Below are 14,715 nucleotides of genomic sequence, written 5' to 3'. Positions count from 1 at the left end.
GCCAGGTCTGCGGTGTCTCACCCTGAGACCCTCCTATTTCGTGAAAACTTCATTCTAAAGCGCAAAACCTGCGACGCTTGTTTAATACCCTAAACTTGCCCCAGGAGGCCGCTATGAAAAATGGATCTTTGCAGGAAGCGACCGTCGACAAATTCATGACCGTATCTCCGCAAACCATCGGTGCAGATCAAACCCTCGCCAAAGCCGACAAACTTATGCGCCAACATCAAATTCGCCATCTGCCCGTCCTCGATGCCGGCCGACTTGTCGGTATACTCTCAGATCGCGATATTAAGCTCGTTGAAAGCTTCAAAGACGTCGATCCCGAAATCATGACCGTCTCTGAAGCCTATACTGAAGAGCCCTTCTCGGTGTCGCCTAAGACGCCCCTCGCTGAAGTTTGCGCAAAGATGGCGCAAAGAAAATACGGATCCGTATTGATCGTCGAGAACAACAAACTCGTCGGCATCTTCACCTGGATCGATGCTCTGAATGCCATGAATAGCCTCATCGACGAGGAAAAAACACACTAAAACCGACCCCCAAAAGTGACCAAACACTGACTAGTGACTGACAAAAGACGTCACTTTTTGGCCCTCAGCTCGAAATCTCATTATGAGAACGATCCTAGGGCCTCGCCCCGACTGGCATCCCCGTTGCTCTAGCTCCAGCGTTGAAGAACGTAACGGAGGATTACAAAATGGAATTCTTTTTATCTTTAGGTCGCGCTTTTACATCATCAGACGCTATGTGGATGTGGGCTATTTTAGCAGCTCAGATCGTTTCCGTAGCTATCATCATCGAAAGAGCTATCGCTCTTTTTGTTAACCGCAAGGTGAACCAAAAGAACATCTCTAAGGTCATTGCAGACGATATCCGCTCTGGCAACCTTGAAAAAGCTCTTCGCAGATCTCAACAAATCGGTCAGAAAGAGCCACTCGGTGTGGTTGCTGCTGCCGGTATCCAAGCTGCCATCGACATGGGCGGCAAAGAAGAGATCCAACTTAAAATGGACGAAGTTCTTCTTGAAGAAACAACTCGCGTAGAAAAACGCATCGGCTTCTTGGCAATGTTCGCCAACGTAGCAACGTTGTTGGGTCTTTTGGGAACTATCACTGGTTTGATTCACTCTTTCGCAGGTATCTCTAACGCCAATGCCGCTGAAAAAGCGACGATCCTTTCAAAAGGTATCTCTTTGGCGATGAACGTAACTGCTTACGGTCTAGTGGTCGCTGTTCCTGCTCTTGTGATGTACGCGGTTTTGCAAAACCGTGCGACTCGTCTTACAGACGATTTGAATAAGGCAGCTCTTAACTTGTTCATCCAGTTGGGCTTCCACTATTCACCTGTGACAGACAAGAAATCTAAGAACAACTAATCAGACTACATTTGTTGGACGTATACGGAGCTTTGTATGAAAAAGGAACTGAATTTCGAACTTAATATTCTGCCAGTATTGGATATTCTTTCCGTTCTTATCTGCTTCCTCTTGCTAACTGCAGTGTGGATGCAGCTTGGAACGATCGATACAAAGCAAGCTATCGGAGACAACTCCACAGCGGGTGCGAAGAATCCTCCCTCGCTGTGGGTCGTTCTACAGAAAGATGGCACCGTCCAATTGTCTTTACGTGACGTACCTCAGGCAAAAAACCTCGAAGACAGCGTTGCAAAGACAGCTCAAGGTGTTAACTGGAATACTCTTGAGTCTAAAATCCAAGCTCTTCGCAACAAATGGCCGGATCTTAAAACTAGCATCGTTCGCCCTGAAGCTCGTGCTTCTTACGGCGACGTGATCCGTATCATGGACCAACTTAAAAAGAATCAATTCGACGGAGTGGGCTTGTCCCCACTTGGGTAGGAATTTATGAAAAAGTCTGCACTTGCAACAACACGTCGATCTCCTCTGATGCAGTCTCTAGCCCTTAAAGCGGGCAATGAAAAGTCTGCTCATGGTGGAGTTAAAGAATTGGGTTTGGCATTGCCACTTACTTCTTTGATCGACGCTTTCTGTATCATCGTAATTTATCTTTTGATCGGTACTCAAACAAGTGGCGTTGAAAGCCAACTTGCCGCTGGCATGAGCTTGCCTCTTGCAGAGTCTGGTCAAACTGTTGATAAAGCTATTGCTACTTTGAAAATCGAAAAAGGAATTTACTTCTTAGACGAAAAACAAGTTTCTCTCAAAGCTTTGGGACAAAAACTTGCCGAACTTAAGAAGTCGACGACAGAAGCAGTTGAGTTAATGGTACAAGCCGATACTCAAATGGAATTCGCCGATCTTGATCCTTTACTTAAAGCTGGCGCTGAAGCCGGCATTGAAAAACTCCGCTTTGCGGTGATACCAACAAAATGAAACAGCTAAACCACTTCCTTATTTTTAGTGCGATTTTCAGCGGAACCATCCTGGGTGGTCTGCCGATCGCGTACGCAGAAAAAATGAGCGCTCAAACTCAGGATATGGTCATTGAAAGAATGGAGCGCGTAATTTCAGCCATGGATAATTCCGATGGCTCTTACTTGCCAAGCCAACAACGCCTGGCAGATTTGCTGTCTGAGCGCGCTCGTCAGCGCTTCATGCTTGAAGTTGAAGCGAACTGTAATGGCTGCAAAGGCTCTACAGCAGACCGCTTGAAAGCCGTTCAAATCTACGAAACTCTCTTAAAAGAAGTAAAAGTAAATGACCATGGACCTATCTTGTTCCAATTGGCTCACTTGCACGATATGGCTGGTCAACCTGACCAAGCAATCAAACTTTTTGAACGTATCATCAAAGAATCTAAATCTAAGAACATCTCTGAAGAGATCGTCGCTCGTTCGCACTCTGGACTTGGCGATTTGCTATTCCAAAAAGGAAACTTCAAAGAAGCTCACAAACACTACTCGATTGCTTTGAAATATCCAAAACTCATGGGTCGCGGCCTGGTGATCTACAACATGGCTTGGTCTGAATTTAATCTAGACCGTTTGAATGCGGGTATCTCGACGATGGAAGGGCTTTTGAAAAAGCCAGATCTGATCGCTCGTGAATCAGCTGATGGTATTGCGTACGATCCTGTTTTCCACTCAGACATCGTTCGTGACTTGGCGACTTTCTATGCTCGTCGTCCAATCACTAATAAAGAACTTTCTAGCTATGAAACTTTCTCTCCGAAAGACAAGCGTAAAGAGTTATTGTTGCACTTTGCTTCCGAAGCGGACCGCTTAGGCCAGAAGAAAGCCGCAGCTGTGATCTATAACCGCTACTTGGAAGACGCAACTCTATCTCAAGAAGAGCGTTTAGCTGCGTTCGTGAAGCTTGCACAAGTTAACTATGACGGTGGTGACACTAGCAAGTCGACTCAAGACTTCGCTAAAGCTGCTCAGGAATTCCAAAAGAATTGCAAAGACGTCGAAAAGTGCCAAGAACTTGAAAAAACAATGAAACGTTATGTTACAGAGCTTCATCGTTCTAAAAAGTTAAAACCAGATGCTGATTTGCTGAACGCTTACTTAATCTATAGCAAGACTTTCCCAAATGACGCTGAGATGGCTCAACGTGGAGCTCAAATCGCAGACGATATGGGTAAACACGCCGTTGCTATGCAGTTCACTCGCTCGATCAGTAATAACAAATCAGCAGCTCCTGAAGCTCAGAAGAACGCTCTTTTGTATGAGATCTCTGCAGCTGAAAAATCTAAAAATCCAGTTCTGCAAAAAGCTGCTTACGAACACTACTTGTCTGTCGCTCCTAAAGGCGAGAAAAGTTTCGAAGTTCGTTATCAAATGGCGTACTTAACTTACCAACAGAAGAACCACCGCGAAGCCGCTCAAGCTTTCTATGAGCTTGCGATGGACAAAAACGGTAAAATGGATCTTCGTAAAAAGTCTGCCGACTTGTCTTTGGATTGCTTAGTACAAATGAAGTACGAAGACAGTCTTGAAGACTGGGCTTGGCAATATTCTGCAGCCTTCCCACAAGCACGTACTGAATACGAAACAATGGCTCGTAAAGCGCTTTTGAATCGCTCTGCACGTATTGCGAACGATAAAAACTCTAGCAACTCAGATTTGAAGAAATCTCTTGAGCAAATGCAAAAGGCCAATATGGCCTCTGCAAAAGCTTCTGACAAAGTGATCTTCTACACGAACATGAGCGTTCTTGCTCAACGCTTGAACGAGGACGAGATCTTTGTTCGCTCTTTACAAGCTTTAATTGCACAACCTGGTGTAACAGAAGCTCGTCGTGAAGAAAGCCTTGGTAAGATCGTTGCTTACTTCGAAAGAAAATTGGATTTCAAGACCGCATACTCAACCGCTTTAAAAATGAAGTTCGGTAAAACAGCTCAAAAAGACAAAGAACTACGTTTAGGTACTTTGGCGGACTTAGCAGCTTTGAATCCTACAAAACACTACCGTGCGGCTTTAAAAGCTGGTCTTAAAGGCGAAAGTGCTCGCTCTGCCCGTTCACGCTTAGTATTGCTCTCTTCAACTCCGGTTAAAGAGTTGAAAGCTCAAGCTTCTGAACTTGCAAAAGATCCAGGTCTTTTGAATGAAATGACTTTGTTGGTTTACGCGCGCACTGGCGACAAGAAAGGTTTGAAGTCTATCTTGTCAATGTCAGCACTTCGTCGTCAGACAGCTCCGAACTTTATTGCAAAACAAGAGTTCTATAGCGAAATGGAGTCTTTCAAAGCCCGTATCGCTCGTCATAAGTTAAATGCATCTACGGATTCTCGTCTGCAAAAGACGATCAAAGAACGCGTAAAGCTTTTGAAAGAAGCTGATAACTCTTTAGCGAACAGCTTAAGATTTAAAGACGTGACAGCTCAGTTGATGGCGTTGAACGTGGTGGCAAGCGAGAACGAACGTATGGTTCGTGACTTGGTAGCATTGCCGGTTCCTGCGAAGTTAACTGCTAGCGAGCAAAAACAGTACTTGGATATTTTGAAGCAAAAATCCAAGCCTTACTTCACAAAAGCTAAGTTTGCTCAACAAAGACAAAACGAGATCTGGAATGGCTCGAGCTCTTTAGCTCAGCTTTTGAAGGACTTCACGAGCGTTCGTCCTGAACTTAAGAAGCTTCTTCGCCGTGAGTTACAACTTTTGGCCCAGCTTCCGAACGACAGCAGAATGCACTCAAATATCGTAAGTGCTTTGAATGAAAGTACTTTGTCGATGAATGACCTTCTTTCAGCTCGTAAGACCGTGGCTGAAAACCCGGAGAATATCCGTGATATTGAAAATTTGAAAAATCTCGAGACAAAAATCGGTCATCCTTTGATGGCATCCTACTTGGAAGCACGCTTAGGTCGAATACAGAAAGGTAGAAGCTTATGAGACACGCTCTTACTTTGGCCCTCGTTTTGCTAAACCTTTTGACAGTATCTGTGGGCAACGCTGCAACTGGAGCCGCTCACAAGAGAAAAGCCGTCGCAAACAAGAATGCGAAGTTAGGAACTTCCTTCAAGTTCGACGGGTCGGCTCTTCGCGGTAAGTATCAGAGCTCGCTCAATACAACTGCAACGGTCGAGAACGACAAATTTTTAGAAGATCTTTTAGGGGGCAGAACTCAGTTTGAGGACCGCGCCCAAAAAGAAACGGAAAGAAACTAGGACGTTACTTATGAACACTGCAAAGTTACTCATCCTCGAAAATAGATTGGGTCAAAAGGTTCGCACCTTTGCTGTAGAGTCGCGTTCTATGAACATCGTATTCTTGAAGGACCAACGCCGCGTAGAGGCTGTTGCAAACCTCAAGACTTTGGACGAAAACGATGTTGAATACACTCTCTTACAAAAAATCGAGATTTCATCACTGAAAGAAAAAGCACTCGAGCTTAAAGGCCTTGGCCAACTTCGTTTAATGGATGCTGGCGCTGTTAACAGCCCTGAATATCAATTAGGTGAAGAACAAGACGAAAAAGAGCTAAGAACCATCCTTGAAAAAACAATGATGGGTCACATCGCGCTTGTTTTGATCTTGATGTTAGGTGCTTGGATCTCTGCAAAATATTTCTCTGAAAAACCTGAAGAACCCGCTTTGGTAACAATCGTTGTTCCAAAAGTAGAGCCGGTGGTTGAAAAACCAGCTCCGGTTCCGCATGTGAAAGTGTCTGAAAAGAAAATCAAACCTACAAACAAGGTTTATCGCCCTGTTGTTCAAAAGAAACTTATCACGAAGCCTTATAAAGTAAAAACGGCGAAAGCTACCGACGTTCAACGTGTTGGTGCTTTGGCTGCTCTTGGTGGTCTTAAAAACGGTCACAAAGGTGCTGAAGGCTTAGATATGAATTCACTTAAAAACATTCGCTCTGCTGGCCAAGGCCAAGGTGGTGGCGGTGTTGGTGCTACCGGTCGCGGTGGTATGAAAGGCATGATGCCAGGAACTGGCTTGATTGCTGGAAGCGCTGGCGAAGGCGGTCGTGCTGAAAGCGCTGGTGGCTACGGAACTCGTGGCTCTGGTGGCGGACGCGCTGGTTATGGCAAAATCTCTTTGGTGGGCGGTACTTCTGCTGTCAGCTTACCACTAGATGAAGAAGCTACTGTTGAAGGCGGTTTAGACCGTGACCAAATCATCGCTGTTATTAACAGAAACAAAGGTCAAATCATTTACTGCTATGAAAAAGGACTTCAAGCGCAGCCATCGATTGGCGGTCGCGTAGCGGTAGACTTCACGATTGGTCCCTCAGGAAGAATCACGACGGCGAAAGTCGCTCAGTCTTCTTTAAGATCCAAATACGTTGAAACTTGTATGTTAGATAAAATGAGAACATGGCAATTCCCTAAACCGGTCGGAAAAGTCAACGTCGACGTGCTTTACCCATTTGAACTCACTCGCGTGAGCAGTCGATAAGAGGAGTATTTTATGAAGAACTTTAAAACACTCACAATTAGCGCTCTTGTACTTCTCTCGCTAAATGCCCATGCGGCACCAAAAGCGGCGAAGAAAGTGGCTGCGGCTCCTCAACAGGCGAAACAAATCGACTTTTCAAAAGACGTTGATAGCCTCGGCGGTAACGACGCTTTGATGGATATGGCTGAAAGACTGAATCCAGAAACGAAGTCTCGTATCGTTCAAAGCCGTTTGGTGGATCGCAATCTGCGCCTTGAAATCGGTGTTACTATGGGCGGCGTCATGGGTGGTACAACATACTTAGAAACTAGCAACGTTGGTGCTTCTGTAGATTTCCACATCACACCACGCTGGTCTATTGGTGCTCGCTACTATAAGTACCAAAATGAATTGTCTCCGGAAGGTAAACGTATCTTCAGCACCGCGGATGCAAATGCAGCTGCAGGACAAGTTTCTACAACTGTAGATATCGATCGTCCTTCTAACTCTACAATCGGCGTTATTAACTGGTATCCAATGTACGGTAAGATCAATTTCTTTGACGCTGCGATTGCCCAGTTTGACTTATACTTGCTCGCAGGTGGCGGTCAGATCGAATTGCAAAGCGGTAAGACTTCTGTTGTTACCGGCGGTATGGGTTTTGGTCTTTGGATGACAAAACACCTGACAGCTCGTGCAGAACTTCGTTATCAAGCTTATCAAGATCAAATCGTATCAGGTCCTCGTAACATTGATGCAACAGTTGGTACTGTTGGCTTTGGATGGATTTTATGATGAAAACGCCGATCTTTTCACAATTCATGATCGCTTTAGCTGTCGTTACAGCTACTGTGGGCGCTCGTGCGGAAGATCGCTTGAGCACTCAGAAGTGGGCTAACGATTTCGCAGCTTCGTTGAAATCCAAAAATACAGCTCAAACTCTTCAACTAATTGATTTTGAGAAACTGGATAAAAAAGTACTCAATATCTGTGACGACTGCGAAAACAAAGAGAAAATGGCGAAAGCACGCAAGTTGTATAGCGAAAGCAAATACGACGAGGCTCGTGAGCTTTATAGCCAAATCAGTAAAAAAAGTCCTTATTGGTTACAAGCCGTTGAAGAAAAGGCTTGGACTTACTTCCGTCAAAATCAGCTAGAAAATGCCCTGGCTCAGACAAAAACTCTTTTAAGTCCGCAATTCGCGTCTTATGTGGGATCTGAGTCTTATTTCTTGCAGTCTTTGGCGCAATTGAAAGCTTGTAACTACAAAGAAGTTTTTGAAACTAACAAGTCTTTTAAAGAAAAACAAAAAACTCGTTTGATCGAGATTCAAAATCTTTCTAAAACTGGCACTAACGAAGCCTTCCAAAAAGTGATTGCTTCTGCTGAAGCCTTCCCTATGAGATTCTCGGACATCGACGATTCTGCGAATCGCTTGCCGGCTTTGTTCTTTAAAGACATTGAACTTCAACGTCAATTGATGAGATATAAGCTCGCTGAAAAAGCGCTTGGCGTTTTGAATTCTGACTACTCTGGAACCTCTTCGAAGCTGCAGGCGTCTTTTGAAAAAACCAAAGCTTCTAGTCTTGCCCAGTTACAAAATCGTATGAAGCAATTGGCTTCTGATGAAACCAACGACAACTTCAAAATCGTTCAGAAGTTAAACTTGGTTGAGGTTGAGGCTGTTCAAAGACTTCATGCCGATGTTGAACTAGACAAAAATCTCTTCAAAAAAGGTGATTTCAATAGAACCAATGCTGAGCAATTGGTGTTTGTTGACGATGGTCGCCCTTGGATTGACGAACTAGATAAATATGAAGTTCGCACTAAGGCGTGCCCGCAAAATATCCGCAGAAAGATGTAACTACTTCGTGACTGGGACCAATTGAATATTGAGGTTATAGACCTCGTTCTTGGGCCCAGATTCAAAAAGATTCGCCATCCGCCGGCGGAAATCTCTAATAATTTCTTTGGCCTCTGAAAGCTGTTTACGGTCCATAGCAAATGTTATTGAAGTCACATCGCGCTTATCAATAGGATCTTCAGCAATAGATTTCAACGCATGATCAATAAGACGTCGATGAGCTTCCTGCAAGTGTTCACATGTAAAATCTTGAGTCGTCGTGACTTTTTTGTAAGTCGGTTTGTACGAACCAAAAGAAGATTTTTTTATAAATCCTCGGGACAAGAGGCGATCTAAAATCTGTTGCAGTTTGGTTTCAGTAACTCCTAGACGATTCGCCATCCATACCAGATCTGACTTAAAGTCATCGGTTTCCATAAGATTCAGCAAAGAATAGTGATCGTAGTCGATGAGTATTTCAAGCTCATCCCTCTCGACAATCCTAGCGCCAGATGTTTTTCGGAAAATTTTGCTATGCTCTTCGACCAGACTCCAGAAGTGGTTTTGCTGATCACGATCCATCTTTAAAGCAAATACCATCTTTTCGACCAACTGATGCCCTGGATTGTATTTTCCAGCAAGTATCTCACACAGCCGCGCAGGACTGACATCCAAGTCGCGAGCAAAGGCGCGCAGAGAATACTTTTCATTGCGAGATTTTCGCTTTTCAAAAATATCGTAAAGATATTCCGCTAAAGGTGACGATAGATTCTCACGTTTTTTCACAACTATAGGCAATATAAGAAAACCTCTATTTGTTGCAAGTAAAATGCAACATTGTCCGCGGCAGATGTTCTTTCTCGGTGCTCAGGGAACATCTGCGGAATCAATAAAGCATCGTTTCCCCGCCAAAATGGAAACGAATTGTAGGTCTGTATCACTTCGAAAAATTCCAAAAATAAGAACAACACATCAAGATGTTATTTATGGGGAAAAAAGTAAATACGCGTTTAAACCGACGAACCATTTTAAAAAATGGATTGAAGTCTTTGTTCCTAATGGCAACTTACAGCCTTCCGAAAAAAGCATTCGCCCTCGTTCCGTTTGCCTTCTGGAAAAAAACAAATGCAACGTCTACCGATAGCCTCTGGCTATGGGGGCAAAATGCCAGCGGTCAACTCGGAGATGAAACCATCATCCACAAATCTTCTCCGATTCAATTGGCCTCGTTCACTGGCATTAAAAACTTTGATGTTGGTTCTTTCAATACCAGTATTATCAAGACAGATGGAACCTTTTGGGCTTTTGGCAGCAGAACCGGTGATGGAACCAATGTAACAAAAAGCTCTCCAGTACAAGTTGGGGCCCTCACAACTTGGGACCAAGTGAGTGTCGGAGGATCTCACACTTTGGCCGTAATGACTGACGGAACACTCTGGGCCTGGGGAGGCCTAGGCGGATACGGAGTGGTTGGTGATGGAACCAACTTCTTAAGATACTCCCCCGTTCAAATCGGAGCTTTGACAGATTGGAAAACTGTTGAGGCGGAAAACCAACATAGCCTTGCCATAAAAACCAATAACACTCTCTGGGCCTGGGGAGGAAACCACCATGGCCAACTCGGCGACAGTACACTTGTAAACAAGAGCTCCCCGATACAGGTTGGATCTTTGACAAACTGGTCAAAGCTCTCTTCCAATAGAAGCCAGTCTATGGCGATCAAGACCGATGGAACGTTGTGGGCGTGGGGAATAAACCTTGCTGTCAATCCGCTAACTCCGTCGCAAGTAGGAAGCTTAACAACATGGTCTAAAGTCGCCGCCTCTAGTGAGCGTGGAGCAATAGCAATTAAAACTGACGGCAGTCTCTGGGCTTGGGGTCCCAATATTTTTGGTGAAGTCGGCGACGGCACTAACGGCTCTGGTCGCTATCCCCCGATTCAGGTCGGTGCCTCAACGGACTGGGCGGAAATTGCTGCAAACAATACTCACATCCTTGCAGTCAAGACGGGTGGAACTCTATGGGCATGGGGAAATAATTCTGTAGGCCAGCTCGGGGACAACTCGGTCATATCCAGAAGTTCACCAGTGCAACTTGGAACAGATTCAAACTGGAGCAAAGTCGCAGTTGGTGGCTCGCATAGCATTGCACTTAAATCTGATGGAACCTTGTGGACTTGGGGTTTAAATACCAGCGGCCAGATGGGAGATGGAACGGTTGTGAATAAAAGCTCTCCGACTCAAATCGGAAGCTTAACAAATTGGAGTAAAATTTCCGCAGGATTTATCTTCAGCATGGCCATCAAATCAGATGGAACCCTCTGGACTATAGGGGGATACAACAACAACGGTGACCTAGGTGATGGCACAGTGGTTAATAAAAGTTCCCCGACGCAAATTGGAAGCTTAACAACTTGGAGCCAAATTTCATGTGGTCGCAGTCACTGTCTTGCCAAGAGAACCGACAATACTATTTGGGCTTGGGGCCTCAACTTATTTGGTCGACTAGGAATTGGTACTACCGCCAATAAAAGCTCTCCGACTCAAATCGGAAGCTTAACAAATTGGAGCACGGTCGCTGCTGGAAGTTTTCACAGCAATGCAGTCAATACTAGCGGCACTCTTTGGGCTTGGGGCTCTAACGAGGATGGCCAGATCGGAGATGGCACCATCATCGATAGAAGTTCTCCTGTTCAAATAGGAGCCGCCACTAACTGGAGTTCGATTTCATCTAACACTTCCAGTTACATGATAAAGACCGATGGCAGCTTATGGACTACGGGAGTTTCAAACTATCCTATGTCACCCGTGCAGATTGGATCTCTGACCTCATGGGCTGAAATCGCTGCCGGAGAAAACTATGCTTTGGCAATTCAAACCAATGGAACCCTCTGGGCATGGGGCAAAAATGGAGGGGGTTCTTTCGGAGATGGTACTGTGGTTGATAAGGCCTCTCCAGTGCAAATCGGTGCATTGACAACATGGAGTAAAGTCGCTGCAGGATTTCAACACAGTATTGCCCTCAAAACAGATGGAACTCTGTGGGTATGGGGCTCGAACTCAGGGGGAGTGCTTGGTACTGGCGACACCGTCAATAAAAGCTCGCCTATTCAGCTAGGCGGCCTGACAGGTTGGACAAAAATCAGCGCCTCAACTAGTCATGCTGCCGCTGTTAAATCATAGTCTAATAGTGGATCGCATATGCGATATACCTCTATGGTCCTTTTGCTGCGACTCCAGATGAGCTTATGCTTATTTTACGTGAGCCGACATTACTGGAGCTATCATAAGCTCGGACTTCAATAAGATAGGTCGCACCCTTTGGTCCTGGTAATTTATAAGGACAACTGTAGCTGGCTGTAGAGTCAGAGCATATCAAGGTGCCGTTCACATAAAATTCCACTTTACTCACTCTAACATTGTCACTTGCGCTGGCTTGAATCGTAATGCTGGTTCGCGGACTGAATACGAAGCCACTTACAGGTGACGTGATGCTCAAGTTGGGCAACGTCGTATCCCCAGTAGGCGTAGGTGTAGGCGTAGGCGTAGGTGTAGGCGTAGGCGTAGGCGTAGGTGTAGGCGTAGGTGTAGGCGTAGGTGTAGGTGTAGGTGTAGGTGTAGGTGTAGGCGTAGGTGTAGGTGTAGGTGTAGGCGTAGGCGTAGGTGTAGGCGTAGGTGTAGGTGTAGGCGTAGGTGTTGGTGTACTGCTTCCGCCGCCGACAGTGATTGTCACTTCCGAAACGTCGTAGCCCTTATAAGCATCCTTGATCATGTACCTAAAACGATCCACCCCTTCAAAGCCCGGATTAGGTTTGTAGATAACTCCTGTAACCACGTTGTAAGAGGTGACAAAACTCACCGTTCCGTTTTCTGCAACGCCCAGGTTCTGATCTACATAAATAGAATGTCTATCGGCATCAACATCATTAGAAACTAATAAGCTACTACTCAATGTCAAAGCCTGATCACGGCCTGTGCTTGCAGCATCGATCATTGCAACCGGCGGAGCCCCGATGGAGTCAGACAAAGATAACGTCAAAATCCCGCTAGCTGAATAGCTCGCCGATTGCACGTTAGCCCCAAGACTGTACGTGGCGGCAACACCACTGCTCGGAGCTTGAATTAAAACTTCAACTTCTTGTGATTTTCCAGAGGCCAGTGTTACCGAGTTTCGCTGAAGTTCGGCAACAAATCCGCCGGGCACACTCAATGAAATGTTAAAGGTCCGCGTTGGGCAACTCAACCCATTGGCATTGGTGACTTTAACCCGACTCAATACCCGAGAACCAAAATCCAATGAGAAACTGCTTGGAACAAAACTTACAAGGGGTGCTTTTTCTATGCACTGAGGAGTTGATAAAGTAATATTAACAGCAGCGCCCCCAGTGCTCAGAGATTTCGTCTGAAACAAAACTCCGGCTATTGAATCACTGTATTGCTGATCCAAAGCTAGGGCCGAATCAGTAAAATTCAAACTACTCCCCGGAGTCATATCTAAAACATAGTTATTGTTGCCATTCAGTTCTTCACCCAAGTGAACCATGAGCCCCTTGGTAAAATTATATCGACTATCCAAAGCTAGACGCGTGTCAAAGCCGATCGGTTGGCGATACTCGAGGTAATACCACTTTTTTGCACCTGAAACAGAATCAATATCTTTAAGTACTTTGATCGCCAAGGGCTGACTTCCCAAGAATTCGTAAGGAGCTAAATTGTATTGACCAGAACTACTCACAGTCAGAATATTTGCACCTAGCCATCCAAGACGATCTTTTTGATAACTGCTAAAGTGGGCGCTACTCCCCAAACCCATCGCATCTACAGGATCGCCATATTCAGTAATTGTGCAATTCGTTCCCAACACCGTCGCACCACATCCCATGCTATGGGCATGATACAATCCAAAGTTATGTCCCATTTCATGGATAATAGTACTGGCGGTAAAACTCCCATTGAGCCATGCACGAGACGGCAAACCACCAACGGTCCCCAGCCCTCCCCATCCACATGTAGAGTTCACCGGCCAGCTGTAAATCAGGCGATCATATGCCGCCGGATTATACCCCGCCGCTGTGGCAGCTTGGTCTGCCAATTGGCTTACTAGAGCCCGATCACAGGTCGTAGCAGTAGGTAGAGTCATCCACCCAATCACAGTATTCTTAAGCAAAGTCCTACCGTAAGATGCTTCCACAAAATAATCATTCACGGTGGTGTTCATCAGTGATTGAGCCGAAGCCACTGTGGTTGGTTGATTCGTGGGATTGTCCTGAAAATTGACTAACATCACTAGTACATTCTGCTCTCCAAAAGTATTCGCTTGAATTCCCGGTTGACTGCCATAACTGGGAGCATTGTCGGCACCAAGAACTAAAATGTCCTCGTCTGCAGAGTTCACCACTACGTGCTTCTGTTTTTTACCCAAGGATTTCTCTTCAGAAATTTCAAGCCCTCTAACGCGAACCTTAGATCCAGTCAAAAACTCTCGGCGGCCATCTTTGGCCAAATGCAATTGCTGAAGCTCTCCAGACTCGGTCTGAAGAAAGTACTCATGTCGGCTATTCTCGGGTTTCTGAAAATCATCAGAGAATAAGATCGTCATCTCTCCGACCACTTCGACATTCTTTTCAATGTGCTTACTGACGGCAGCTGGTAGCTCTGCGCGCATCTCACTTGAAATTTGCTGACGCAAAACTTCTGCTGGGTCGTTCTTCAATGTTTCAATTAAAATTTTCTGACGTTCAGCTGCCAATGCAATCAATTCATTTTCGGAGACGCTTTGGGATTTATTCAAAAGGTCGTTTGTTACGACCGCCGAAGCAGACAGAGGGGTCGGCGCTGGAGTGATAGCAGCTTGCATTTCTTTGGCGCAGTTTTGAAATAAAAGTGTGCTAAGAATAGTAATGGCGATGACTCCATAGAGTCTAAAAGAAAAAAACTTTTTCATGATTCGTCCCCATAAAATGCACCAACAATAAATTGAGTCTTAAGAAGAGTGCGTTACTTATTATTTCATGGCATCGGTTGTTACGCTGATATTTTTAGGCAGGTGTCTCAATTCGCGC

At 45.3% G+C, this 14,715-nt stretch carries 12 protein-coding genes; 10 read left to right on the top strand and 2 right to left on the bottom strand.

Annotation, left to right across the window (positions count from 1 at the left end; genetic code table 11):
- Positions 1-113 precede the first annotated feature (113 nt).
- From ACLWBB_RS02105 to ACLWBB_RS02065, 9 genes are all read left to right on the top strand, one after another.
- Positions 114-533, top strand: coding sequence for a CBS domain-containing protein (locus ACLWBB_RS02105; protein WP_413289894.1), 420 nt, complete (start codon positions 114-116; stop codon positions 531-533).
- A 167-nt stretch (positions 534-700) separates the two neighbouring features.
- On the top strand, positions 701-1,378 hold the full coding sequence (locus tag ACLWBB_RS02100; RefSeq protein WP_413289893.1) for a MotA/TolQ/ExbB proton channel family protein: 678 nt from the start codon (positions 701-703) through the stop codon (positions 1,376-1,378).
- 36 nt (positions 1,379-1,414) lie between these two features.
- Entirely contained in the window at positions 1,415-1,858 is a 444-nt protein-coding gene (locus ACLWBB_RS02095) for an ExbD/TolR family protein (RefSeq protein ID WP_413289892.1), read from the top strand.
- Positions 1,859-1,864: 6 nt separating this feature from the next.
- Positions 1,865-2,353: an ExbD/TolR family protein gene (locus ACLWBB_RS02090; protein ID WP_413289891.1), complete on the top strand. Its 489-nt coding sequence runs from the start codon at positions 1,865-1,867 to the stop codon at positions 2,351-2,353.
- A complete protein-coding gene (locus ACLWBB_RS02085) occupies positions 2,350-5,316 on the top strand; it encodes a tetratricopeptide repeat protein (RefSeq protein ID WP_413289890.1) in 2,967 nt (988 codons plus the stop codon). Before ACLWBB_RS02090 ends, ACLWBB_RS02085 begins: the two co-directional genes overlap by 4 nt.
- Positions 5,313-5,591: a hypothetical protein gene (locus tag ACLWBB_RS02080; RefSeq protein ID WP_413289889.1), complete on the top strand. Its 279-nt coding sequence runs from the start codon at positions 5,313-5,315 to the stop codon at positions 5,589-5,591. Before ACLWBB_RS02085 ends, ACLWBB_RS02080 begins: the two co-directional genes overlap by 4 nt.
- Before the next feature lie 10 nt (positions 5,592-5,601).
- Positions 5,602-6,831: a TonB family protein gene (locus ACLWBB_RS02075; RefSeq protein ID WP_413289888.1), complete on the top strand. Its 1,230-nt coding sequence runs from the start codon at positions 5,602-5,604 to the stop codon at positions 6,829-6,831.
- Positions 6,832-6,843: 12 nt separating this feature from the next.
- Positions 6,844-7,605, top strand: coding sequence for an outer membrane beta-barrel domain-containing protein (locus ACLWBB_RS02070; protein ID WP_413289887.1), 762 nt, complete (start codon positions 6,844-6,846; stop codon positions 7,603-7,605).
- Positions 7,602-8,675: a hypothetical protein gene (locus ACLWBB_RS02065; protein WP_413289886.1), complete on the top strand. Its 1,074-nt coding sequence runs from the start codon at positions 7,602-7,604 to the stop codon at positions 8,673-8,675. Before ACLWBB_RS02070 ends, ACLWBB_RS02065 begins: the two co-directional genes overlap by 4 nt.
- Here ACLWBB_RS02065 and ACLWBB_RS02060 read toward each other — a convergent pair whose 3' ends face one another.
- A complete protein-coding gene (locus ACLWBB_RS02060; RefSeq protein ID WP_413289885.1) occupies positions 8,676-9,440 on the bottom strand; it encodes a DUF4423 domain-containing protein in 765 nt (254 codons plus the stop codon). It lies immediately after the preceding gene.
- A gap of 200 nt (positions 9,441-9,640) precedes the next feature.
- On the opposite strand from ACLWBB_RS02060, the gene ACLWBB_RS02055 reads away from it, so the two are divergent.
- Entirely contained in the window at positions 9,641-11,836 is a 2,196-nt protein-coding gene (locus ACLWBB_RS02055) for an RCC1 domain-containing protein (protein ID WP_413289884.1), read from the top strand.
- Between the two features lie 31 nt (positions 11,837-11,867).
- Here the strand turns inward: ACLWBB_RS02055 and ACLWBB_RS02050 are convergent, their stop codons facing one another.
- Entirely contained in the window at positions 11,868-14,597 is a 2,730-nt protein-coding gene (locus tag ACLWBB_RS02050; protein ID WP_413289883.1) for an Ig-like domain-containing protein, read from the bottom strand.
- Between the last annotated feature and the right edge of the window lie 118 nt (positions 14,598-14,715).

Origin of the sequence: Bdellovibrio sp. HCB337 (assembly GCF_047302465.1) — a bacterium.
In the GTDB taxonomy this organism is placed as follows: domain Bacteria; phylum Bdellovibrionota; class Bdellovibrionia; order Bdellovibrionales; family Bdellovibrionaceae; genus JACMRP01.
Note: the sequence above shows the minus strand (reverse complement) of the source record. Positions and strands in the feature narration are given on the sequence as shown.

Bases quoted from the DNA above. Each gene is read 5' to 3' on its own strand.
- ACLWBB_RS02100 (WP_413289893.1), top strand. From the start codon at position 701: ATGGAATTCTTTTTATCTTTAGGTCGCGCTTTTACATCATCAGACGCT.
- ACLWBB_RS02075 (WP_413289888.1), top strand. From the start codon at position 5,602: ATGAACACTGCAAAGTTACTCATCCTCGAAAATAGATTGGGTCAAAAG.
- ACLWBB_RS02050 (WP_413289883.1), bottom strand. From the start codon at position 14,597: ATGAAAAAGTTTTTTTCTTTTAGACTCTATGGAGTCATCGCCATTACT.
- ACLWBB_RS02055 (WP_413289884.1), top strand. From the start codon at position 9,641: ATGGGGAAAAAAGTAAATACGCGTTTAAACCGACGAACCATTTTAAAA.
- ACLWBB_RS02085 (WP_413289890.1), top strand. From the start codon at position 2,350: ATGAAACAGCTAAACCACTTCCTTATTTTTAGTGCGATTTTCAGCGGA.
- ACLWBB_RS02095 (WP_413289892.1), top strand. From the start codon at position 1,415: ATGAAAAAGGAACTGAATTTCGAACTTAATATTCTGCCAGTATTGGAT.
- ACLWBB_RS02070 (WP_413289887.1), top strand. From the start codon at position 6,844: ATGAAGAACTTTAAAACACTCACAATTAGCGCTCTTGTACTTCTCTCG.
- ACLWBB_RS02065 (WP_413289886.1), top strand. From the start codon at position 7,602: ATGATGAAAACGCCGATCTTTTCACAATTCATGATCGCTTTAGCTGTC.
- ACLWBB_RS02080 (WP_413289889.1), top strand. From the start codon at position 5,313: ATGAGACACGCTCTTACTTTGGCCCTCGTTTTGCTAAACCTTTTGACA.
- ACLWBB_RS02105 (WP_413289894.1), top strand. From the start codon at position 114: ATGAAAAATGGATCTTTGCAGGAAGCGACCGTCGACAAATTCATGACC.
- ACLWBB_RS02090 (WP_413289891.1), top strand. From the start codon at position 1,865: ATGAAAAAGTCTGCACTTGCAACAACACGTCGATCTCCTCTGATGCAG.